Here is a 23,418-nt window from a genome sequence, read left to right on the forward strand (position 1 = left end):
CTTCTTTATTCTTGTTTGGCTACTATTTCTATCGAAACAGAAAGAACCTCCTAATAGGAAAAAAGTTATCTAGTAAGAAATATACATCTTCGCATTTTCTAAATGCAACCATTACATTATATCATAGGTTCTAGTTGTTTCAACATCCTTGCCTAAATATTAGGATAAGAAATTTGCTCCAGCTGATAAATAAACGTTTTTGCTTGTTCAAATTCAGTCTCATCTACTTCGTATAATACAAATATTTCTTCCTCATCCTCTTGGCCAAAATATTGATTTACAACTGCATGATAAGCCGCAGCCCATGTTTCATCCTTGTATTCTGCTAGCGCAAATGGGTACAGCAAAAACATTTGTCGATCTATTAACATTTTAATATTTTCAAATAAAATAGGGTTATTACTTTCCACATAATCAATGAGAATAGTAATAATTTTCTTATATTGCTCCTGTTCTTTCATATCCTTTAATGCTGTTGGTTGTATGACAATCTTTCGATCAAACTTCTCAATTTCTACTTCTTTTTCATATTCTTGCTCTCTTAAAATATTGATTAGCATCGTTTTTAAAAAAGGATTTTTCTCCACATCAAGAAGATACTGCTTTACTTCTTCTATATATGCGCGAATATTTTTGCTAGACATTTTAGCTATTAGCAACATTTCTTCCTGAGGATCCTCTAAGTTCATTAAACTCTCGGTTGTCTCTTCAGATTCCTCTTCTCGATAATCATCCGCTTGCGATATGGAAGCGGACTCAGCCATTTTTCTGCTAAATAAAAGCATTTTAGAGAAATGTTCTATTTTATTTGCTGGTATTTGGTGTTCTTCTAGCAAACCTTCAATCGTAGTAACTATTTCTTCATATTCATGTAGCTGGACTAGAATCATAATATACAATTCAAGTACATGGATGTAGTCTCCATCATCTTGTTTCAGTGTTTCCTTCGCTAGATGCTTTGCCTGTTCCAACAATCCTAATTCATAGTAAGCGAGAATGAGTCCAATGTTTATGTCACGATGAAATGGATTTCGTTCTTTTGCTTCTTCTAAAAATGAAATAGCCTCTTTGTATTGCTTTTCTTGAATAGCATCTAATCCTTTTTGCAATAATCGTTTATCTAAATCGGGAAAAAAAACAACGTTATCCTTTTTTTCCTGCTCCCGTTTCTTCATCCTTTTAACCGCCTATACATATTCTTTTTGTTGCTAGTGTAGCTTTTTTTTCTCTAGGATGCAACCTACCTCTTCCATAATGTGGTTGCTGCTAATATTTTTAATCTACAAAAACAAACAACAGCAAAAGGAAAGACCCTTAGAAGATAATGATGTGATCTCCTAAGGGTCCCTTCATTAGATTATTTTGAAACGGCTCTATTTTCATATTCTGCTATTTTATCACTGTATTGAAGGGTGATTTCAATTTCATCCCAGCCGTTAATCAACATTTTTTTCCAATATGGATGGATAGAAAACGATGTTGAAAACCCTTGGTCGTCCTCTACTCTCTCTTTTTCAAGATCTATATGAAGAAAATAGGGTTGGCTTTGGGCAGCTTTTAAAAGATATTCTACTTCATCTGTCTGCAATTGAATTGGAAGCATCCCATTTTTCAAACAGTTTTGATAAAAGATATCTGCAAAAGAAGGAGCAATGACAACGGAAAAGCCAAAATCCTGCAAAGCCCACGGTGCATGCTCTCTTGAAGATCCACATCCGAAGTTTTTATTCGCAATTAAAATAGAGGCTCCTTGATTTTCAGGTTGATTCAGTTCAAATTCAGGATTCGGTTCGCCATTTTTCAAATAGCGCCAATCAAAAAACGCAAATCTACCAAATCCTGTCTTTTCGATACGTTTCAAAAATTGCTTAGGGATAATTTGATCTGTATCCACATTTACTCGATCCATTGCTACTGCTTTTTCATAAAGCTTCTTAAAGCCACTCATTAGAGACTCCTCCTTTACACTGTTGCTTGTAATTCTGTATTCACTTTGCGAATATCAACAAATCGTCCATTTAACGCTGCTACTGCTGCCATTGCAGGACTGACTAAATGGGTTCTTGCACCTGCTCCTTGTCTTCCCTCAAAATTACGATTAGAAGTGGAAGCACAGTGCTCACCGCTTGGAACTACGTCGTTATTCATGCTTAAGCACATACTGCATCCTGCATCTCGCCACTCGAACCCTGCTTCAACAAACAGTTTATCTAGGCCTTCTGCTTCTGCCTGTTTTTTAACTTGCTGGGAACCTGGAACAACTAATGCTCTTACTCCAGGAAAAACTTTTTGTCCTTTAATCACTGATGCTGCTTGTCTTAAATCTTCTATTCTTGAATTCGTACAAGAACCAATAAACACATGCTGGATCGCGATATCGGTAATCGCCATTCCTTCTTTTAGCCCCATATATTGAAGAGCACTATGTAAAGCGCGACGATCCGTTTCCTCTTGATAAGAATCTGCTGTTGGAATCTTTTCATCTACTTTAGCCGTCATAGATGGATTGGTTCCCCAGCTTACCATTGGCGCAATATCATTGCCATCAATCGTGATAACTTTATCGTAAATAGCATCCTTATCTGAAGCTAAATTACGCCATTCTTGTACTGCTTCATCCCAATTTTCTGGCGCGTGTTTTCTGCCTTTTAAATAGGCAAAAGTCGTTTCATCTGGACAAATTAAGCCTGCACGCGCTCCGCCCTCAATGGACATATTACATATGGTCATTCTTTCTTCCATCGATAGATTGCGAATCACTTCCCCTGTATATTCAATAACGTGGCCAGTTCCAAAGTTGACTCCATGTTTAGAAAGCACATAAAGAATGACATCTTTCGCATTCACACCAAAGGCTAGCTTTCCATTGACCTCAACTTTTAATGTTTTAGGTCTTGTTTGCCATAACGTTTGCGTAGCAAGTACATGTTCTACCTCACTTGTACCTATTCCAAATGCTAGTGCCCCAAACGCACCATGGGTTGATGTATGACTATCCCCACAAACGATTGTTTTACCAGGCTGAGTTAATCCAAGTTCTGGACCAATCACATGAACAATCCCCTGCTCCGGACTTTGCAGACCAGCTAATGGGATATCAAATTCTACACAGTTTTTTTCTAATGTGGTCATCTGATTTAAGGCAATTTCGTCGTCTATCTTAAAGCGGTTAATCGTTGGCACATTATGATCCATTGTGGCAAAAGTTCGGTCTGGCCTTCTCACTTTGCGATTTTTCATTCTTAATCCGGAAAATGCTTGCGGTGAGGTTACTTCATGGACAAGATGCAAATCAATATATAATAAATCCGGCTTTCCCTCTTCTCTATGTACTACATGTTTTTCCCAAATTTTATCGATAATGGATTTTCCCATTACTTTACCCTCCAATCCATATTTTTTCCCTGTTGTTGATTAAAGGGCTGTCAAAGTATTCTTTTGACGAGCCCTTTAACATTTCATTTCTCTCTATTATTAGTCCCTTATCCAATCACTGCCACTTTTGATGAACTGTGTTTATTTATATGCCCTTTGTGCAGTTTTTACATAATTTTGAGCTGTTCTCAAGGTGATTTTCTATTTTTTTTAACTAACTTGCATTGCTTATCAGCCAAAATTTCGTTTTTTCAGCCAAACCACGCTACTTATCAGCCAAACTTCTGTTTTTTCAGCCAAACTACGCTATTTATCAGCCAAACTTCTATTTTTTCAGCCAAACCACGCTATTTATCAGCCAAACTCATTATCCCACAGCAGAGCAACCTTGTTATAATACTTGTGTCACTTTTGCAAGCTGATGAATTTCTTTCTCAACTGCTTCCACCATCGCAGTCGTCGAAACAATTTTACAGTTTGGTGAAAGAATATCTCTTGTTCTATAACCTTGATTTAGAACATTATTTACCGCCTCTTCTATAATCGAGGCTTCTTTCTCCATTTGAAAAGATAATCGCAACATCATACTTACAGATAAAATCGTTGCAAGGGGATTAGCGATATTTTCTCCAGCGATATCTGGTGCAGATCCGTGGATCGGTTCATAAAGATATGGTCCATCTGCTGACATGCTGCTCGATGCCAACATTCCTAATGATCCTGTTAGCACGGATGCTTCATCGCTTAAGATATCGCCAAACATATTTTCTGTGACAATCACATCAAATTGTTTTGGATTTCGAACAAGCTGCATTGCTGCATTATCTACAAGCATATGTTCAAGCATAACATCTGGATATTTTTCCGCTATTTTACTTGCGATTTCTCGCCATACTCTACTAGTCTCTAAAACATTGGCTTTATCAACAGAAGTAACTTTTTTTGATCGCGTTCTAGCAATTTCAAATGCTTTCTCAATAACTCGCTCGATTTCTTCATTTTTGTATAATAGTGTATCTACAGCACCAGGTTTCCCATCGATAATCGTTCGTTCGCTTGGCTTTCCAAAATAGATGCCGCCTGTCAATTCACGGACAACAACCAAATCTACTCCTTCAATAATATCTGCTTTAAGGGGAGATGCTTCCGCCAAGCTTTCATAACAGGTTGTTGGACGAATGTTCGCAAATAAGTTCAATTCTTTTCTTATTTTTAATAGTCCTTGCTCTGGACGTTTTTCAACAGGAAGCGCATCCCATTTCGGTCCACCTACTGCCCCTAAAAGAATTGCATCACTATTTTTACAAATGGTAATCGTCTCATTAGGTAATGGTGTTCCTGTTTTATCTGTCGCACATCCACCAATATCTGCGTATGTAACTTCAAACTGGTGACTAAATAATGTCTCTATTAACTGCAAAATCTTCATAGCGCCTGCTACTATTTCAGGTCCAATTCCATCACCTGGCAATACGGCGATTCTTTTTTTCATTTCTACTCGCTCCCTATATCAAAGCTTGATGTTTTAGACCTCAATCCCTACACTTTTTCAAGAAATTGTTCTTTGGCAAGAATCCCTCTATTAATCGCATTTATATAGGCCTTTGCAGAGGCTATTAATACATCTTGGTCTAAACCTCTTCCTGTACTTTCTTTTTCGTCATATTGAACTCTGACAAATACTTGAGCTAATGCATCTCTGCCAGCTCCCAGTGACTGAATTCGATAATCTTCCAACTTCACCTGGCCAGATATAGACATTTCCAATGTGTTATATAATGCTTCAACACTTCCAGAACCAGTGCCATGTTGAATAATCAGTTCATTTTTCGGACCGAAAAGTTTCACTGTTGCATCTGCTTCATTATCATTTTTATGTTGAACCTTTACGTCCACTAACTCATAATACTTCTCTTCTTTAGCTAGCTTCTTCTCTAAAACAATGGCAATAATGTCTTCATCAGAAATTTCTTTTTTATGATCTGCTAAATCCTTAAAGGCCATAAAAAGATCTTTCACATCCTCATCATTCACTCGCAGCCCTAGTTCGTTCAGCTTTGTTTTAAACGCATGGCTGCCTGAATGCTTCCCGAGAACCATATTATTGTTGTTTACATAGCCTACAAGCTCTGGAGAAATAATTTCATAAGTCGTTTTCTCCTTAAGAACACCATCCTGATGAATACCAGATTCATGAGCAAAAGCATTGCGACCAACAATCGCTTTATTTCCAGGAACTAGCATGCCCGTTAATTCACTTACAAGACTGCTTGTTCTACTAATTTCTTTTAAATTAATTCTTGTTTTTTCTTGATAATGATCATTTCTAATATGAAGCGCTACCACTATTTCTTCCATAGAAGCATTGCCAGCACGCTCTCCGATACCATTAATCGTACATTCTACTTGTGTTGCCCCATTTTCGATAGCAGCTAATGAGTTTGCTGTCGCCATCCCTAAATCATCATGACAATGAGTAGAGAGAGAAACTTTGTCAATAGACGGAACATTATTTTTTAAATATTGAAAAACTTCTCCATATTCGTTAGGCGTTATATAGCCTACTGTGTCTGGTATATTAATAATTCGTGCTCCCGCTTGAATAACTTCTTCTATTATTTCTGCTAAAAATGGCAATTCTGTCCGACATGCATCCTCTGCACTCCATTGAATAACTGGGAATCTTTCAGCTGCATACTTTACAGCTGAAACAGCTCTTTCGATCACTTGCTCTTTCGAAAGTTTTAGCTTATATTCCCGATGGATAGGACTTGTTGCTAAAAATACATGAATTCTTGGTTCTGCTCCATCCTTTAATGCTTCCCAAGCTGCATCAATATCAGATGTTACCGCTCTTGCTAGGCCGGTAACAGAGCTATTTTTTATTGTACGTGCAATTTGTTGAACAGATTGAAAATCACCTTTAGAGGCAGCAGGAAAGCCTGCCTCTATAATGTCTACATTCAATTTTTCTAACTGCTCAGCAATAACCAACTTCTCAGCCAAATTTAAGTTTACGCCAGGAGATTGCTCTCCATCTCTCAATGTCGTATCAAATATCTTAATTTTTGCCACTACCCACCACTTCTTTCTTTCGCGAGCTTTTAACAAATGGCATCATTGCCCGCAATTCTTTCCCAACCTTCTCGATTAGATGCTCGCTCTCTCTATCATTAATTGCGTTGAATACTGGTCTATTCGCTTGATTTTCAAGAATCCATCCTTTTGCAAATTTACCTTCTTGAATATCTGTAAGGACAGCTTTCATTTCTTTTTTCACCTCATCTGTAACAATACGTGGTCCTGTTACAAAATCGCCCCATTGTGCGGTATCAGAAATAGAATATCTCATTCCTGCCATTCCATCTTCATACATCAAGTCAACAATTAATTTCAGCTCATGTAAACATTCAAAATATGCTAATTCTGGTTGATATCCAGCTTCTACTAATGTTTCAAATCCTGCTTTTACTAGTGCTGTAAGCCCTCCACATAGAACCGCTTGTTCACCAAAAAGATCTGTTTCTGTTTCTTCTTTAAACGTTGTCTCCAGCGCTCCTGCACGTAATGCTCCAATCGCTTTTGCGTAAGCAAGTGCCAGTTCTCTCGCCTCACCAGTTACATCTTGATAGATTGCAAATAATGCTGGGACTCCTGCTTCTTGTTCATATGTTCTTCTTACTAGGTGACCTGGACCTTTAGGAGCAACTAATAGTACATCACTCTCACTAGGTGGAACAATTTGATTAAAATGAATATTAAATCCATGGGCAAACATTAACGCTTGATTTGTTAAGTTAGGTTTAATTTCTTCATTATATACTTTTGTTTGTAGTTCATCTGGAAGCAAAATCATCACAATATCAGCCTTAGCTGTTGCTTCTCCAACTGGAAATACGTCAAATCCGTCTTCCACTGCTTTATTCCATGAATTCCCTTTTCTTAACCCGATGATTACTGAAACACCACTATCCTTCATATTTAGAGCATGTGCGTGGCCTTGTGATCCATAACCAATCACTGCAACTGTTTTCCCGTTAAAATATCCTAAATTTGCGTCTCCGTTATAATACATTTTTGCCATAATTAATCTCCCTTTCGTCTGTAAAAATTAGATTTATTTAATTTTAGAATTAAACGATAGAATAGTTACTTTTATGATTTGCTATTTTTTGAGAGCCACGAGGGAATGCGGTTGTGCCTGTTCTAGCCAACTCTTTAATCCCATATGGTCTAAGCAGTTCAATAAAAGCTTCAATTTTTGATGATTCACCAGTAATTTGAATAACGAGGCTTTCTTTACTTACATCGATTACCGAACCTCTAAATGGCTCAATAACTGAGTATAATTCATGCCTTGTCTGCGGTGTTGCAAGTACTTTAATTAAAGCCAGCTCTCTTTGGACAATTGCTTGATCGGTGATATCCACCACTTTCAAAATATCAATCTGCTTATTTAGCTGTTTTGTGATTTGTTCAATGATGCCATCACTCTCAACATGCACCACACAAGTAATCCTTGAAATTCCTTCATGCTCCGTATGCCCTACCGATATACTTTCAATGTTGTAGTTTCGTTTTGAAAAAAGATTAGTAATTCGGTTTAACACACCAGATTTATTCATAACAGTTAGGCTAATTATTTTCTTCATGGCTTCATCCCTACCATTTCGTGTAATCCTTTCCCTGGTGCAATCATTGGATAGACATTTTCATCTGGATCAATACGGAAATCCAATAATACAGGTTCTCTTATCGCTAACACTTCATCCAGAATATTAGCAGCTTCATCAACTGATGAGATTTGATATCCCTTTATTCCATATGCTTCTGCTAAAGCAACGAAGGACGGTTGATAAGATTCTTTACTATGTGAAAAACGAGATTCATAGAATATTTCTTGCCACTGTCTTACCATTCCCAACGCCCGATTATTAAAGATAATAATCTTGATTGGCAAATTTAATTCTCTTATTAAAGCAAGCTCTTGACTGCACATTTGGAAGCCGCCATCCCCGCTGATTGCAAGCACTGTTGCTTTTGGATCTGCTAATTGCGCTCCAATACTGGATGGAAGACCAAATCCCATTGTTCCTAATCCTCCAGATGTTACCCAGCGATTGGATTCTTTAAAATGATAGTATTGCGCTGCCCACATCTGATGCTGTCCAACATCTGTTGTAACAATCGCTTCCCCTTTTGTTTTTTCAAAGAGCATCTCCAAAACTTGCTGCGGTTTTAGAAGATTGGATTCTTTGTAATAATACGGATACTCATTTTTCCAATTTTCAATCTTTTCTAACCATGCGTTATGGTTTGATTGCAAGCCTTTTTGTTTTATTAGCATAGTTAATGCTTCTTTCGCATCTGCAACTATTGGAATCTTCGTTGGGACAATTTTGCCGATTTCTGCTGGATCAATATCGATATGGGCTTTAATAGCATTTGGTGCAAAATGAACTAGATTTCCTGTTAACCGATCATCAAATCTTGCTCCGACATTGATTAATAAATCCGCCTCATATAAGGCCATATTAGCAGCATAGCACCCATGCATTCCTCCCATCCCAACAAACAACTTATTATCAGCTGGAAAACCACCTAATCCAAGAAGCGTGTGTACAACTGGAATTTGTTGTTGTTCTGCGTATTCCAGTAATTCTGCACTCGCTTTTGCAAAATTGACACCAGCACCTGCCAAAATTACTGGTTTTTTTGCAGCACTTACAGCTTCTGTTAATTTTCGAATCTGCAAGTAATTCGGCTGTGTCTTCGGCTGATAACCAGGAAGCTCAATATCCTGTTCAGCAGGAACGTCTGAAATGGTTGCAGCAATATCCTTTGGAATATCAATTAATACAGGACCAGGTCTTCCACTTGTCGCTATATAAAACGCTTCTTTAATGATTCTTGGAATATCTTCAAGGTTACGAACCTGACAATTATATTTTGTTATTGGGGTAGTGATCCCTAAAATGTCCGCTTCTTGAAAAGCATCTGTACCAATCACCCCTGTTGCTACTTGGCCTGTAAAGACAACTAGCGGTAATGAATCCATCATCGCATCGGCAAGCCCTGTTACAATATTTGTTGCACCTGGACCTGATGTTGCAATGACTACTCCTGGTTTTCCAGAAATTCTCGCATACCCTTCTGCTGCATGAATGCCGCCTTGCTCATGTCTAGGTAGAACATGAAATATTTTCGAATCGTAAATCTTATCATAAATTGGTAAAACAGCCCCTCCAGGGTATCCGAAAATAAATTCTACATTTTCTTTCTCCAAAGCCTGCAATAAGAGATCAGCACCAGTTAACGGTTTCACTTGGGCCTTTGTATTTTCAAAGGCAGTCTCCTGTAACATTTGTATAACCTCCCTAAAATACTTTCCTTTTACTTCTTTACATAAATACTACCAAGAAAGGCTTTTCTAACAAAAAAGCCTTCCCACCTCCAATGGTTACTAATGGCTTTTAGTAAACAAAGGGGTGAAAAGGCATTTCCTTTCCACGGTACCACCCTCATTCATACACTAATGGATAAGCGTATGCACTTTATGAACGGTTCGTTCTCTTTTGATAACGAGTGGAAACACTCGGTTAGCTCTAATAGGGAGACCTTTCAAGCTAACACTCTGAGGTGAGTTCATTAACTATTGGTTCACCGATTTACACCAACCACCGGCTCTCTGTGGAATCCAAATAGAAAACTACTTATCCTCTTCATCGAATTACTATATTTACTATGTTAAACAAAGTCAGTTTGTCATGTTGTCTTTTGCCTGTTTTTACAAGTTGAACATCTTGTGTTTTTCATTTATTGAGGTTATCTTACGCTGAATTTAAACAGGAGTCAACACCATTTTTGAGAATTATTTGATTATTTAAACAACAACTCACTAATCAGGAAACGCTTACATTATTGATCTATAAAGAATGCCTGTACTTTTTAATCGTTCAAAAAATTTTTTAAAATTCTTTTTTTACTGAAAATACATCACTTTCTTACATTTCCATTTTCCTATGGTGCTCATTATAATAAAATAATTCTTTCTTTTAAAGAAAAGTGTTAAATAATCTAACACGTTTTTTTATTGCGCAACATACTCCCTAAAACAAGAAATGCAACCGCACTAAAAGAAAGCGATTGCATTAGAGAGTTAAATTAAGATACGGCACATATATCTTGAATCCACGATAAACGGATTTGATACGTATTTTCTTTGTCATCTTTTAAATCAATTGTTTGATCGTTGAGATTTAACTTCTGAACCTGTCCTTTAATTGTTTCTAATAATCCATTTTTATAATAATTAATAACTATAAGCCTACTTCTTCCTAATTCCTTGAGAATCATGGTGCATATCTCCTTCTATATTTTTTATATTAATGTTCATCTATTCACATTGTTTCATTTCTAGTTTATTTAACTTAAATCTATTATACATAATAATAGTAAGCGTTTTCAAGTATTTTACGTGATTTTCTGAACATTATTTTTCTTACTTCCATTATTACCTATTTTGTTTCTCTTTATTCCTTTCCAGGTAATTTTCTCCCCCTTTTTCCTTGCCAATTCCTATTGCATCTGTAGATTGGGAAAGTTCAGTGCGAATAAATCGTTATATAGAAAAGGGGTATCCCTTTCTAACTCTTACATCGTTTGTAAAAAAAGATAACTAAACAAGAGTTTATAATAGGATTTCACAAAGGTTATTCCTTCATCATTATTCTAATATAAGATAGACAAAATTTTCTTTCTATTTGAAAAACAAAACTTCCTAACAGCTAATAAAGGACTCTTTTTCTAAAAAAATCTCTGTTTATTCTTTTCATAAGGGGGAATATATACTATATGCAAGAACTAATTGTTTAAAGGAGGAATAGGTATATGACAAAAAGTGTTGTAGGTATATATGATTCTCCTGAAGCTACAGTAAATGCTATTGAGGAACTTCTCTCTAAAGGATATTCACCAAATCATATTTCCGTTATTACAAGAAGCGAACAAACTGCATTAATCGAGCAAGAGACAAATGTAGATACTGCAAGTGGAATTGATGAAGTAGAACCAACATCTTTTTTAGATCGGTTAAAGACTTTCTTTTCCGATACTGATACAGAGCCATATGAAAAAGAGTTACAAGAAGGGAAATACATTGTTCTTCTCGATAATGACACAGAGTCAGAAGAAGAGAAGCTAAATAAATTAAACTTCGATAATAATGAAGTAGATGTTATACCATCTCAAACGATGAATACAACAGTGGAACGCAAAAAAATATAGCCAGAAAAGAGGGGGAACGCCCCCTCTTTTTTTTGATATGTCCCAACCTTTAATTAGGTAAAATTTCTTCTTTTCTCACATAAAAACCCCTCCAGTTACATTAAACTGGAGGGGCATTTAAAAGCATAGCTTAAAATGCTTGCATAATAAAAAAGGATTCGAATCGATGGCCGAAGCCGCGACAGAATCCTTTATTGTTACGTCCCAGGAGAGATTCGAACTCCCGACCGACGGCTTAGAAGGCCGTTGCTCTATCCAGCTGAGCTACTGGGACATGTTTTAAATTGCAATCAATTATTTCAGCGATAACTACCTCAACTAGTATATCATATACAAGTTCATTAGAATAGTATCTCTAAGCAAATCTTCTCATTAATTATTCGTCAATAACGCATTTACAAAAAGCCCTGAAACAACCAATTAACTATTTACAAAAATACGTCCCAGGAGAGATTCGAACTCCCGACCGACGGCTTAGAAGGCCGTTGCTCTATCCAGCTGAGCTACTGGGACATGCTATGTATTTATTCAGTCCTTATGAGGACAATAGTTATTATATGATTATAGCAACATAAAGTCAATAGTTTAGTGAACCTTTTTTTCCTAATGAGGAATTTTTTTCTTCCTCATTAGGAAAAAGCCGACTAAAAAGGAAATTCACTTGTTAATTCTGGTAGTAATCCACTATGAAAATCATAAACTTCTGTCACAAATCGATCCATTTCAATCGTTAAAATAACATACGTTTGTTCTTTTCTTCCTCTAGGCAGTCTTAAACTACCGGGATTAATGAAAAGAACATCATCAACTACTTCCATCCCCAAGAAATGAGAATGGCCGAAACAGGCAATATTTGCCCCCACTTCCTTTGCCTTATACAGCAAGTTATTAAGGGAGGATTTGACGCCATATAGATGTCCATGTGTTAAAAAAATCTTTTTATCTGCAATTTCTTGAGTGGTCTCTGTTGGAAATTTGTCTTCATAATCACAGTTACCTTGCACAGTAATATACCCCTTCATCACTTCCTCACTTGCTGATAGCTCAGAATCCCCACAATGCAGAAATAACTCGACATCTTCTTCATGTCTTTTTTTTAAAGCACCTAACTCGGATACCAATCCATGACTGTCACTTACAATCAAAATTTTCATCCAGTTCTATTTCCCTTCTTTAAAAACAGTCGGAAGCTGTTCTTTTAGTTTTTTCAATGCGTTTGCACGATGACTAATTTTATTTTTCTTTTCAGGCGGCAATTCCGCCATTGCCTTTTCTTCTGCTTCTACATAAAAGATTGGATCATAGCCAAATCCATATTCTCCTCTTCTTTCCTCCAGAATAACCCCTTCACAAGTTCCAGTAAATGTTAAGGAGTCTTCATTTGGAATCGCAACTGCTAATGTACAACAAAAACGAGCAGTTCGTTTTTCTAATGGTACACCCTCTAATTCATACAAAACCTTGTCCATATTATCTTGATCATTCTTTTGTTCTCCTGCGTAACGTGCGGAATATACTCCTGGTCTCCCATTTAATGCATCAATAACAAGACCAGAATCATCGGAAATAACGACACGATTTAACAGCTTAGAAATCGTTTCTGCTTTAAGGAGAGCATTTTCTTCAAATGTTGTTCCTGTCTCTTCTACATCTTGGACATCTGGAAAATCTAATAGTGTTTTTACTTCATAGCCAAGTGGTGAAAACATTTGTACAAATTCTTTTGCTTTGCCTGTATTCTTAGTTGCAATAATAATTTCTTTCATTGTAAAACTCCTTTAGTCTCTATTTGTTATTTCTTATGTTGAACTATGTAAATTAATGTACTTTCTTATAGTTTACTACGCTTAAAATCATCCGTCTAATATCAGTATATACCCTTTCTTTCTTATTTCCAAAGGCAGTTTTGTGAAGTTTATGCGATGATATCCATTCGCTCACCTACAGAAAGCAAACCATTATTCCTAGAATCACTTATCACTAAATAAAAATAAAGTTATTATTTCATTTGAACGAAACAATTTCACCCTAAGAACGTATTTATTATAACAAGCCAATTTATACCACTAATCAAAGAAAAGAGGTAAAACATGTCTTTACACTATCAGGAGTATGGTGATAAAAGTGCTCCACTGATGCTATTTATACATGGTGGTGGAGTAAGTGATTGGATGTGGGATAAGCAAATTCAATACTTCACTCATTATCACTGTGTTGTTCCCCTCTTACCTGAACATGGATTGAATAATGATAAAGTTAAATTTACTATAAAAGGGAGTGCACAAGCATTAATTAAATTAGTGGAAGATAAAGCTAGAGGAAAGAAAGTAATCTTAATTGGATTTTCTTTAGGTTCTCAAGTCATTGTGGAAATGATCAGTATGAAACCAGATATAATGAATTTTGCCATAATCAATAGCGCTTCAGTTAGACCGATTTTATGGGCAAAGAAAGTAATAAAACCTACTATTGCATTAACCCACCCATTAATTCAAAATAAGACCTTTTCCAAACTGCAAGCCAGAACACTATATATCAGCGATGACTATTTTGAAAAATATTATGAAGAAAGTTGTCAAATAAGTTCTGATACCCTTGTTCGAGTATTGGAAGAAAATATGTCCTATCAACTCCCTAAAAACTTTGCAGAGGCCACTGGAAAAATATTGGTTACGGTTGGTGAAAAAGAAAAAGCCATGATGAAAAAATCTGCAAAAGATATTGTAGCGGCAAATTCGAATGGAATCGGCGTGATTATCCCTAATATTGGCCATGGAGTATCTTTCGCTATGCCTGATTTTTTTAATCATATGGTCGAAACGTGGATTCAAAAAGGTGTTTTACTAAATGAATGTAAAGTGATAAGTTAATATTTATTATTTGCTAAGGAAAGTTTTTGTCTCCCAAAAAATAACGCTCATACGAAGAAGGGGACAAGAATATAACTATTCTCGTCCCCTTTATCCATTATTAGAAGCTACCAGTATTCACATTTTCTGGGCGTGTCACTGGTTTAGTTAAACTTTTTCCTTCTGCGTTCACTAAATCTGCTTCTCCATTCACAGTAACAGCAACACTTTCAATGCCTTCTTGCTCTGTTAAGGATAATACTAATGAATTTAATACTTCATCAGCCAGTACCTTTTCTTCTCCATTTAAGCCACTCGAATATATATTCTCGTTAAAGTTTAACGTAACCTTGCCATCTTCTACAATTGGATCATCCAACAGCTTTACGTCATTAGGTAATAAGCTTGTCAGAGCTGCTCCTCCGCCCATACCAGGTCCTTCTATTAGCTCTCCTACTGCAGCAGCGACATTATTTTCTTCGCCATTACTAATACGCTTCGTTACTGGCACATAATAATAGGAGTCCAACTCTCCACCAATATAATAAACAGTCAATGGTCTTGTGTTTGTAATGTCTGTGACATCATCTGTATTAATGTTGATGCCATCCGCTCTTGTTAATGCCCCTTGAATTGGCGTTTTATTTACAGGCATCTCTGTCAGCTCATGACCATTTAACGAAAGCTTCACACTATCGATGGAATCAAATTGTGTCAATGTCCATGTAATGGACTGCAAGATTTTCTCTTCATCTTTAGCCTCGTATTCTTTGAATTCCTTGGAAAAATCTACAGTAGCCACTTTATCTTTATCTACATTAATACTTATTTTTGTATCTTGAGGAATTACTGCTTGAAAATCATTTGGCAGCAATTCAGAAACTTTCCCACCCTTAACTAAATATTCCAAGCTTTCTTTTGCAATCGAATTCGTTTTTGGCAGATTTAATGTTTGAGGAACGACATACCCATTTTTATCCATTAAGTATAATTCAACTGGCATTGCATCCTCTTTCGCCACTTCACCAGTTGTTTCCTTATCCGCATCCTTTTTAACTGCATCCTCTTTATACGAAGTAGTTTGCGGTGGATCGACTTTTTCTTTATCTCCTAACAAGCTACAACCAGAGATCAACACAGATGATATGATAACCGCTGAAACAATGGTCAATTTGTTATTCTTAGACATCTTCATCACTCCTAAGACAGTTTGTACTAATATATATACGAGCCTATATTTTTTTTAGACCGTCTTTAGGATATTTTTTTCAAAAAAAGACTGTCTCCCTATTTCCATTGCAAAATGTTTAGATGGGAAATCGTCTAAACATGATGTAATAGAACAGAAGACAGTCTTCTTTATTATGTTAATTTAACTGTTTCAACAGCATGTATTTCTTGATTCAGCCAATTGGAAGCGATGCGGGCAAACATCTCTTTTGATCCAGTTGTATAAAAATAATGTTCTACTTGATTCTCTCCAGAAGCAAGTTCATCATGATGGTTGAGAATAGTACTAACTTCGCGGGCAGTTTCTGCTCCAGAACTAATTACCTTTACCTTTTTTCCCATCTCTTCCTGTATAACTTTTGCTAACAAAGGATAATGGGTACAACCAAGAATTAGAGTATCTATCTCTTTATTCTTTAATGGCCATAGCGTTTCTTTCACAATTTTCCTTGCGACTGGTCCATCATATTCGCCGCTCTCCACTAAAGGGACAAATTTTGGACATGCTAAACTAATTGTTCTCACTCGATTATTAATCTTCTTTAATGCTGTTTCATATGCCCGACTTCGAACAGTACCTAATGTTCCAATCATACCTATATAATTATTTTTCGTTACCTTAATTGCTGTCCGTGCACCTGGAACGATTACGCCAATCACCGGAATAGACAGCTGTTCGCGTATCTCCTCTAGTGCGACTGCAGTAGCTGTATTACAGGCAATCACAAGCATCTTTATGTTTTTCTTCAACAGGAACCTAGTCATTTCCCAAGTAAATTTCTTCACTTCTTCTCCCGTTCTTGGGCCATATGGACATCTTGCCGTATCCCCTAAGTAAACGATATTTTCAAAAGGAAGCTGGCGCATTATCTCCTTTGCAACTGTTAATCCACCAACCCCAGAATCTATAACCCCTATTGCTCTTTCCAAAAAACCGCCTCATTTTTCTCGCATTACTTGATGTAACCGCATAAAATTTTTCTTTAATTCTTCAATATCTTCCGTTGAGTACTCATTTAATACCTCTTGAAGATAACCTTGACGCTTCTTGATAACTTCGTCAATTAATCTTTTTCCTTCTTCTAGCATATGAATACGAACCACACGTCGATCATTGGGATCCTTCACTCTTTGAACTAACTGATTTTTTTCCATCCGATCAACCAAATCTGTCGTAGTACTAAACGCAAGGAACATTTTATTAGATAATTCCCCAATCGTCATATCCCCTTCTTCAAATAGCCATTGTAAGGCAACAAATTGAGGAGGAGTCATCGTATAATTACTTAAAATCTCTCTTCCCTTTTGTTTGATAATACCAGATATGTAGCGCATATCTTTTTCGATTGTAGCTATATTCTCTAAGTATTCCTTTACATCTTTTTCTTCAGTCATCATGATTACAACTCCCATATATAAATATACAAATATAATGAATATCCGACAATTTTCTATAAATCAGTACCTCTAATTATAATCTACAATTCTCCCCTCGTAAATGTATAAGGTGAAAAGTTAATGTCCATGTAAAAATTGCCGAATAAAGCCATGATTCCACTACTTATTCACATTAAAAAGAAGATGACCCATATAAGCGGTAAAGGAGTGGAATTTCATGCCCGCTTATACAAGATCATCTTCTTTATTATAGTTCTAGTTCTCCCATTCTAAGGAGTTCTACAACAGCCTGTGAACGCCCCTTCACGCCCAGCTTCTGCATAGCATTAGAAATATGATTTCGAACTGTTTTCTCGCTTATGAATAAATCACTCGCGATTTCCTTAGTCGTTTTATCTTGGACTAACAGCTCAAATACTTCTCTTTCTCTTTTGGTTAATAATGGCTTGTGAGTAAATTCATTCTCCTTCAAGTAGTGTAACCCTCCTTGCCTTTGCCAGCTATGAACTTTGGGATGGGTATAGTTATAGTCTGAATATATTATGTAAGATGACACCTTGGAGTGACTGGATTTAAGCAAATTAGGAAAGGTTTTTTCGGTTTTTCATGATTAGTACTCCATTCCCATCATTTGACGATAATTTTACGTACTTATGAACTTTCAACACACGAATTTTCATTATAAAATAGTCAAAATGTAATACGTGCAATTATCATCCCTTTTTCCAAGCTTTCTAAAAAAATCGTGTTATAATTTAAACAATGAACCTTAGTTCGTAGTAAATTTCTGTTATCAAAGAAAGTTTTGGTGATATTGATGGACTTAAACATTGAATTATTGGCAAATTTACATATAGAAATTCTTAAGGATATGTATTTTGATTATGAAGAGAATAGTACTACATATATTGATATGGTAACGATTATGGGGAGTCTATTTTATTTTGAGCAACAAACGAAAAAGGCGCGAAAAAATAATCGCTTAATTGTGCCTGTTTTTAATTTAAGCCTCTGGGAAAAAAATAAAGCTATCTTAACAGAGCTAATAGATTGGATAATGGATGAACCTGTTTACCTGACTTTCCAGCAAAATGAAGCAGAGCTTTTTGCTCCATCTTTTTACCTTCCTAATCATCAGGAAGTAACCTTATTTTTGGATGATATAGCATCACTTGTGGGTGTTGCGAAAAATAATTGCATAGATCCGCCCATCACTTCTGACTACATTCGACTAAAAAACATGGACAATGAACAGAGCAAACAAGAAAAACTAGCTACATTTTTACGAAGTAGTGTTTCAGATGCTGGAGAGATTATTCATTTAGGCTCGGCAATTTGCAAGAAGATCAGAAGAAATCGATCAGCCGCTAGCATATGCTTGCTTGTATCGATTGCAGCAGCAAAAACATATTTTAACGGGAAAGGTACTGTATATGTCTATCAAAATAGCAAAATTAATAAGGATGTTTCTATCGATGGAGATGTACTGCTTAAAGCTACTCATCCAAAAACATTTAATCTAATAAATGCTCTTTATTCCAGCTTGGAGCTTGATTTGACTATCCAGACGCCTATCTTATATAGACCCTTCCATCGTGTCATCAATGAGATTCCTAAAGAATATAAGCTGCAAATAAAAAACACGGCAGAGTGTCTCCGAATACGAGGAGATGGGTATATATCAGCGAAAGTTCCATGCGGAATTTGTCTGCCATGCTTGCAAAGAAAAATGGCCTTATCGGCCAGTAATAATGAATTATATGATACCTTATACGAGTATGATTACGGGCAAAAGACTGCTGATATAAAAAATGAAGAAGATAAACGTATCTTAACAGAGAATCTGCAAGCCCTCGAACATGCTATTGAATATCTAAAGACAAATGTAAGTAGACTAGCTAGCGAGGAACAAACAATAGCAGAGGAATTCATTTTCACTTATCATCAATTTATGGAAAAATATTAGCACAAGAAAGACCACCTTAACTGGTGGTCTTTTGTTTAATGGTCACTTCCAAAGAACTCTTTAAATGCCTGGAACGTTGTTTCTCGGTTTAAGGCTGCAATTGATGTAGTTAGTGGAATGCCTTTTGGACAGGACTGCACACAGTTTTGAGAATTACCACAGTTAGCCAGTCCGCCGTCTCCCATTATCTCTTGCAGTCTTTCCTCCTTATTCATCTCTCCTGTTGGATGTGAATTAAAGAGACGGACTTGAGAAAGAGGTGCTGGTCCAATGAAATTAGATTTACTATTTACATTTGGGCAAGCTTCTAAGCAGACTCCACATGTCATACATTTCGATAACTCATATGCCCACTGGCGTTTTTTCTCTGGCATTCTTGGTCCAGGCCCTAAATCATATGTGCCATCAATTGGTATCCACGCTTTGACTTTCTTTAAACTGTCAAACATGCGGCTTCGATCGACTTGCAGGTCGCGCACCACAGGGAAGGTTCTCATTGGCTCTAGACGAATCGGCTGTTCTAATTGATCAATGAGTGCTGTACAGGATTGGCGTGGTTTTCCATTGATGACCATAGAACAGGCTCCGCAAACTTCTTCCAAACAGTTCATATCCCAAGCAACTGGAGAGGTCTTTTTCCCGTCGCTTGTAACTGGATTTCTGCGAATCTCCATTAATGCAGAAATGATGTTCATATTAGGACGATAAGGTAAACTAAATTCTTCTACATAAGATGGTGAATTAGGGTCATCTTGCCTTTCAATTTGTAATGTTACAGTTTTTTGCTCCCCCATTTTATTTCACTCCCTCTTTTTGCTTTGAATAATCTCTTTTTCTCGGTTTGATTAAGGAGGTATCGACTTCTTGATAATGGAAATCTGGTGCCTCATTTGCGCCAACAAATTTAGCCATTGTTGTTTTTAGGAAATCTTCATCATTTCTTTCTGGAAATTCTGGTTTATAATGTGCCCCACGGCTTTCATTTCGGTTGTATGCACCGAGAGTAATCACACGTGCTAGCTGAAGCATATTTTCTAATTGACGCGTAAATACGCCTCCTTGGTTAGACCATTTTGCTGTATCATTGATATTAATTTTTTTATAACGCTCTAACAGTTCTTGTATCTTATCATCTGTTGCCAGCAGCTTATCGTTGTAACGAACCACTGTAACATTATCTGTCATCCATTCCCCTAATTCCTTATGAAGCACATAGGCATTTTCTGTTCCATCCATTTTCAAAATGCCCTGCCATTTAGCTTCTTCTGCTTTAATAGCGGAATCATAGATGGATGATGATAAATCTTCTGCACTTTTGCTTAATCCGCTTATATATTTAACCGCATTCGGACCTACTACCATGCCGCCATAAATAGCTGAAAGCAAGCTGTTGGCACCTAAGCGGTTTGCTCCATGCTGTGAATAATCACATTCACCAGCGGCAAATAAGCCTGGAATATTCGTCATTTGATCGTAATCTACCCATAATCCACCCATGGAGTAATGAACAGCAGGGAAAATTTTCATCGGAAGTTTACGAGGATCTTCACCAGTGAATTTTTCGTAAATCTCGATAATACCACCCAGTTTAATATCAAGCTCTTTTGGATTTTTATGAGATAGATCTAAATACACCATGTTTTCTCCATTGATGCCGAGCTTTTGATCGACACATACATGAAAAATCTCGCGTGTAGCAATATCCCTTGGTACAAGGTTTCCATAAGCTGGATACTTCTCTTCCAAGAAATACCATGGTTTACCATCTTTATATGTCCAGATACGACCGCCTTCTCCACGAGCTGATTCACTCATTAAACGTAATTTATCATCACCAGGAATTGCAGTTGGATGGATTTGAATAAATTCACCATTTGCATAATAAGCTCCTTGCTGATAAACAACAGATGCTGCTGAGCCAGTATTTATAATAGAGTTTGTGGATTTCCCAAAGATAATTCCCGGGCCGCCAGTTGCCATAATAACAGCGTCTGCAGGGAAGGATTTAATCTCCATTGTTTTTAAATCCTGTGCCTTAATTCCTCTGCATACTCCTTCGTCATCTGTGATAATACCAAGGAATTCCCAGCCTTCATACTTCACAACAAGTCCGTCGACTTCGTATCTTCTTACTTGCTCATCCAATGCGTATAGAAGCTGTTGTCCTGTTGTTGCACCTGCAAAAGCCGTTCTGTGATACTGTGTTCCTCCAAAGCGGCGGAAGTCCAGTAATCCTTCTGGTGTACGGTTAAACATAACTCCCATTCTGTCCATCAAGTGGATAATGCCAGGAGCTGCCTCAGCCATTGCTTTAACCGGTGGTTGGTTCGCTAAGAAGTCACCGCCATAAACCGTATCATCAAAATGTTCCCATGGAGAATCTCCTTCTCCTTTTGTATTTACCGCTCCATTAATCCCGCCTTGGGCACAAACAGAATGAGATCTTTTTACAGGCACAAGGGAAAATAATTCTAAAGGAGTCCCTGTCTCTGCTACTTTGATTGCTGCCATTAATCCTGCTAAACCACCGCCAACGATGATCACTTTCCCTTTCTTCATAACAACCGTTCACTCCTTCATCTATTGCTCTACTAATCTAGTATTTATTAAACAAACGCCAATATTGCTCGTACACCTACAATTGATAATGCAACAAATATTCCTAGCGTTACATATGTATTAATTCGTTGAGACTTAGGCGAAACAGTAATTCCCCAGCTTACACAGAATGACCATAAGCCATTAGAGAAGTGGAAAATCGTGGAAATAACACCCACTAAATAAAATGCAAGCATCCCTGGGTTTGCTAAATTTTCACTCATCATGTCATAATTTACTTCTTGACCTAATTGAGCTGCTACTCTTGTTTCCCAAACATGCCATACGATAAAAATTAACGTAAAGATCCCTGTCACCCTTTGAATATAGAACATCCAATTTCGAAAAAAACTATAATTTTTTGTATTATTTTTGGCTGTAAACGCAATATAAATTCCATAAATCGCATGATACAAAATCGGTAAAAATATTACAAAAATTTCGAGAAAATACCGAAAAGGTAAATGCTCCATAAAGCCAGCTGCCTTATTAAAAGCTTCTGGACCTCTAGTTGCAAAGTGATTGACAACTAAATGTTGGATTAAAAATACACCTACTGGAATCACTCCTAATAACGAGTGAAGCCTTCTGAATAAAAACTCTCGATTTGCTGCCATAAAATTCCCCCCTAATTGATGACATACTCCCATTGTCCATAAAGCGATAACATAACCAAAAATTCTTACAATTTAGTGACAATTTAATTGTACTCTTAAAAAAAAATGCGGTCAAGAAAACGGATACATTAAATAAATTTTCTTTCGCTTTTTTTCTATCTATATGTCCCAAAAAAGGAAAAATTTCCTCCTTTCTCTTCTGTGCATAAATTTAACAAACAAATCAAATAATAGAATCAATGTAAAGAACTTGAACAAATATTGATTTTATCGTTATGGAAGCAAGATTTTTTCCTTTAAAAGGAAAAAAATTATTAAGACATTATTTAAAAAATTGCTTATTGTTTAAATAGATTTTCACGTTTTTTAGTCACCCTAATTCAAAAATCGTTCCCTTTTCTTATGATTTTTTTCCGTTTTTACAGTATACTATTTAGACAATATATTTTATTCTATTTTATTTGGTTTCCGTACTTTTTACATAAACCGATGTATGGAAATATTGCAAATGCCAAAAATGATAACTTTTAGGAAGAGACTATCTTGTAATTATGTAAATATAATAGAATCATAGAAAGAGGAGAGCATATTGAGTGATTTAACATCCTTAGAAGAAAAAACACAGGTGGAGTCAGATCCCCTTACTGTTCCCGCGTATGGATATGAATTAATTCGAGAGATACTTATCCCCGAATTATTAGGTCGGGACACGCCTGATCTGTTATATTGGGCCGGTAAACGTATTGCCCGATTATTTCCTTTAAATACTGTAGAAGAAGCGTATGCTTTTTTTCAAAAGGTCGGATGGGGAAATTTAGAAGTTGTTAAACAAACAAAAAATGAAATTATCTATCAATTATCCAGCGAGCTGATTGAAAAAAGATTAAAGGAAAAAGGGAAATGCACCTTTCAATTAGAAGCAGGTTATTTAGCTCAACAATACGAACAGACAAAAAAAGTTATTGCAGAAGCCTTTGAAGACCCAAAAAGAAAAGAAAAAAAAGTAACCATAACGGTTCGCTGGGATAGTAAAGATCCTGTAGAAGGATAAAAAGAACTCCAAAAGAAAGAAGAATTTTAATAGTCTTCCTTCCTTTGG

22 protein-coding genes, 2 tRNA genes and 1 other annotated feature are annotated in these 23,418 nt (G+C 36.4%); of the genes, 4 read left to right on the forward strand and 20 right to left on the reverse strand.

Features of this window, described 5'->3' with window-relative positions; genetic code table 11:
- Positions 1-152 precede the first annotated feature (152 nt).
- The 9 genes from NiCM35_RS08440 to NiCM35_RS08480 form a co-directional block, all read right to left on the reverse strand.
- The gene (locus tag NiCM35_RS08440) at positions 153-1,175 is read right to left on the reverse strand and encodes a tetratricopeptide repeat protein (protein ID WP_123258059.1); all 1,023 of its coding nucleotides are present in this window, start codon (positions 1,173-1,175) and stop codon (positions 153-155) included.
- Between the two features lie 182 nt (positions 1,176-1,357).
- Positions 1,358-1,948 (reverse strand): 3-isopropylmalate dehydratase small subunit, encoded by a 591-nt coding sequence (gene leuD / locus NiCM35_RS08445; RefSeq protein WP_095331526.1) that lies wholly within the window; start codon positions 1,946-1,948, stop codon positions 1,358-1,360.
- A gap of 14 nt (positions 1,949-1,962) precedes the next feature.
- On the reverse strand, positions 1,963-3,375 hold the full coding sequence (gene leuC, locus NiCM35_RS08450) for a 3-isopropylmalate dehydratase large subunit (RefSeq protein WP_123258060.1): 1,413 nt from the start codon (positions 3,373-3,375) through the stop codon (positions 1,963-1,965).
- A 391-nt stretch (positions 3,376-3,766) separates the two neighbouring features.
- On the reverse strand, positions 3,767-4,867 hold the full coding sequence (gene leuB / locus NiCM35_RS08455) for a 3-isopropylmalate dehydrogenase (RefSeq protein ID WP_433779205.1): 1,101 nt from the start codon (positions 4,865-4,867) through the stop codon (positions 3,767-3,769).
- A gap of 47 nt (positions 4,868-4,914) precedes the next feature.
- Positions 4,915-6,450 carry a 2-isopropylmalate synthase gene (locus NiCM35_RS08460; protein ID WP_123258061.1) on the reverse strand — a complete coding sequence of 512 codons (1,536 nt, stop codon included), beginning with the start codon at positions 6,448-6,450 and terminating at the stop codon, positions 4,915-4,917.
- Positions 6,437-7,459, reverse strand: a complete 1,023-nt coding sequence (ilvC, locus tag NiCM35_RS08465; protein ID WP_061798688.1) for a ketol-acid reductoisomerase — start codon at positions 7,457-7,459, stop codon at positions 6,437-6,439. Before ilvC ends, NiCM35_RS08460 begins: the two co-directional genes overlap by 14 nt.
- Positions 7,460-7,508: 49 nt before the next feature.
- The gene (gene ilvN / locus NiCM35_RS08470; RefSeq protein WP_095331520.1) at positions 7,509-8,027 is read right to left on the reverse strand and encodes an acetolactate synthase small subunit; all 519 of its coding nucleotides are present in this window, start codon (positions 8,025-8,027) and stop codon (positions 7,509-7,511) included.
- The gene (ilvB, locus tag NiCM35_RS08475) at positions 8,024-9,739 is read right to left on the reverse strand and encodes an acetolactate synthase large subunit (RefSeq protein WP_095331518.1); all 1,716 of its coding nucleotides are present in this window, start codon (positions 9,737-9,739) and stop codon (positions 8,024-8,026) included. The genes ilvN and ilvB overlap by 4 nt, the downstream gene beginning before the upstream one ends.
- 117 nt (positions 9,740-9,856) lie before the next feature.
- Positions 9,857-10,110, reverse strand: a binding site (T-box leader).
- Positions 10,111-10,539: 429 nt separating this feature from the next.
- Positions 10,540-10,731, reverse strand: coding sequence for a YolD-like family protein (locus NiCM35_RS08480; protein WP_095331517.1), 192 nt, complete (start codon positions 10,729-10,731; stop codon positions 10,540-10,542).
- A gap of 534 nt (positions 10,732-11,265) precedes the next feature.
- On the opposite strand from NiCM35_RS08480, the gene NiCM35_RS08485 reads away from it, so the two are divergent.
- A complete protein-coding gene (locus NiCM35_RS08485; RefSeq protein ID WP_095331515.1) occupies positions 11,266-11,661 on the forward strand; it encodes a general stress protein in 396 nt (131 codons plus the stop codon).
- Positions 11,662-11,861: 200 nt separating this feature from the next.
- Here the strand turns inward: NiCM35_RS08485 and NiCM35_RS08490 are convergent.
- The 4 genes from NiCM35_RS08490 to NiCM35_RS08505 all read right to left on the reverse strand — a co-directional run bounded on the left by NiCM35_RS08490 (position 11,862) and on the right by NiCM35_RS08505 (position 13,427).
- A tRNA-Arg gene (locus NiCM35_RS08490) sits at positions 11,862-11,935 on the reverse strand.
- A gap of 165 nt (positions 11,936-12,100) precedes the next feature.
- Positions 12,101-12,174: transfer RNA gene (locus tag NiCM35_RS08495), tRNA-Arg, on the reverse strand.
- 131 nt (positions 12,175-12,305) lie between these two features.
- Positions 12,306-12,815 (reverse strand): metallophosphoesterase family protein, encoded by a 510-nt coding sequence (locus NiCM35_RS08500; RefSeq protein ID WP_095331512.1) that lies wholly within the window; start codon positions 12,813-12,815, stop codon positions 12,306-12,308.
- 6 nt (positions 12,816-12,821) lie between these two features.
- Positions 12,822-13,427 (reverse strand): XTP/dITP diphosphatase, encoded by a 606-nt coding sequence (locus NiCM35_RS08505; RefSeq protein WP_095331510.1) that lies wholly within the window; start codon positions 13,425-13,427, stop codon positions 12,822-12,824.
- Positions 13,428-13,751: 324 nt separating this feature from the next.
- On the opposite strand from NiCM35_RS08505, the gene NiCM35_RS08510 reads away from it, so the two are divergent.
- Positions 13,752-14,531, forward strand: a complete 780-nt coding sequence (locus NiCM35_RS08510) for an alpha/beta fold hydrolase (protein ID WP_433779209.1) — start codon at positions 13,752-13,754, stop codon at positions 14,529-14,531.
- Between the two features lie 100 nt (positions 14,532-14,631).
- Here the strand turns inward: NiCM35_RS08510 and NiCM35_RS08515 are convergent, their stop codons facing one another.
- The 4 genes from NiCM35_RS08515 to gerE all read right to left on the reverse strand — a co-directional run bounded on the left by NiCM35_RS08515 (position 14,632) and on the right by gerE (position 17,610).
- A complete protein-coding gene (locus tag NiCM35_RS08515) occupies positions 14,632-15,699 on the reverse strand; it encodes a GerMN domain-containing protein (RefSeq protein ID WP_095331508.1) in 1,068 nt (355 codons plus the stop codon).
- 173 nt (positions 15,700-15,872) lie between these two features.
- Positions 15,873-16,670 (reverse strand): glutamate racemase, encoded by a 798-nt coding sequence (gene racE, locus NiCM35_RS08520; RefSeq protein ID WP_095331506.1) that lies wholly within the window; start codon positions 16,668-16,670, stop codon positions 15,873-15,875.
- A 9-nt stretch (positions 16,671-16,679) separates the two neighbouring features.
- On the reverse strand, positions 16,680-17,138 hold the full coding sequence (locus NiCM35_RS08525) for a MarR family winged helix-turn-helix transcriptional regulator (protein WP_123260695.1): 459 nt from the start codon (positions 17,136-17,138) through the stop codon (positions 16,680-16,682).
- Positions 17,139-17,385: 247 nt separating this feature from the next.
- The gene (gene gerE, locus NiCM35_RS08530; protein WP_016201768.1) at positions 17,386-17,610 is read right to left on the reverse strand and encodes a spore germination transcription factor GerE; all 225 of its coding nucleotides are present in this window, start codon (positions 17,608-17,610) and stop codon (positions 17,386-17,388) included.
- A gap of 345 nt (positions 17,611-17,955) precedes the next feature.
- Here gerE and NiCM35_RS08535 point away from each other — a divergent pair, with 345 nt between their 5' ends.
- Positions 17,956-19,104, forward strand: coding sequence for a hypothetical protein (locus tag NiCM35_RS08535; protein ID WP_433779212.1), 1,149 nt, complete (start codon positions 17,956-17,958; stop codon positions 19,102-19,104).
- Between the two features lie 35 nt (positions 19,105-19,139).
- Here the strand turns inward: NiCM35_RS08535 and sdhB are convergent, their stop codons facing one another.
- The 3 genes from sdhB to NiCM35_RS08550 are packed head-to-tail and all read right to left on the reverse strand — an operon-like array spanning position 19,140 to position 22,319.
- Positions 19,140-19,898 (reverse strand): succinate dehydrogenase iron-sulfur subunit, encoded by a 759-nt coding sequence (sdhB, locus tag NiCM35_RS08540; RefSeq protein ID WP_095331501.1) that lies wholly within the window; start codon positions 19,896-19,898, stop codon positions 19,140-19,142.
- A 1-nt stretch (position 19,899) separates the two neighbouring features.
- The gene (sdhA, locus tag NiCM35_RS08545; RefSeq protein WP_095331499.1) at positions 19,900-21,663 is read right to left on the reverse strand and encodes a succinate dehydrogenase flavoprotein subunit; all 1,764 of its coding nucleotides are present in this window, start codon (positions 21,661-21,663) and stop codon (positions 19,900-19,902) included.
- A 47-nt stretch (positions 21,664-21,710) separates the two neighbouring features.
- Positions 21,711-22,319, reverse strand: a complete 609-nt coding sequence (locus NiCM35_RS08550; protein ID WP_095331498.1) for a succinate dehydrogenase cytochrome b558 subunit — start codon at positions 22,317-22,319, stop codon at positions 21,711-21,713.
- Positions 22,320-22,908: 589 nt separating this feature from the next.
- Between NiCM35_RS08550 and NiCM35_RS08555 the strand changes: the two genes are divergently transcribed.
- Positions 22,909-23,370: a YslB family protein gene (locus tag NiCM35_RS08555; RefSeq protein ID WP_095331496.1), complete on the forward strand. Its 462-nt coding sequence runs from the start codon at positions 22,909-22,911 to the stop codon at positions 23,368-23,370.
- The last annotated feature ends 48 nt before the right edge of the window (positions 23,371-23,418 follow it).

It is taken from the genome of Niallia sp. M35 (assembly GCF_050971705.1).
Classification (GTDB): domain Bacteria; phylum Bacillota; class Bacilli; order Bacillales; family Cytobacillaceae; genus Niallia; species Niallia circulans_A.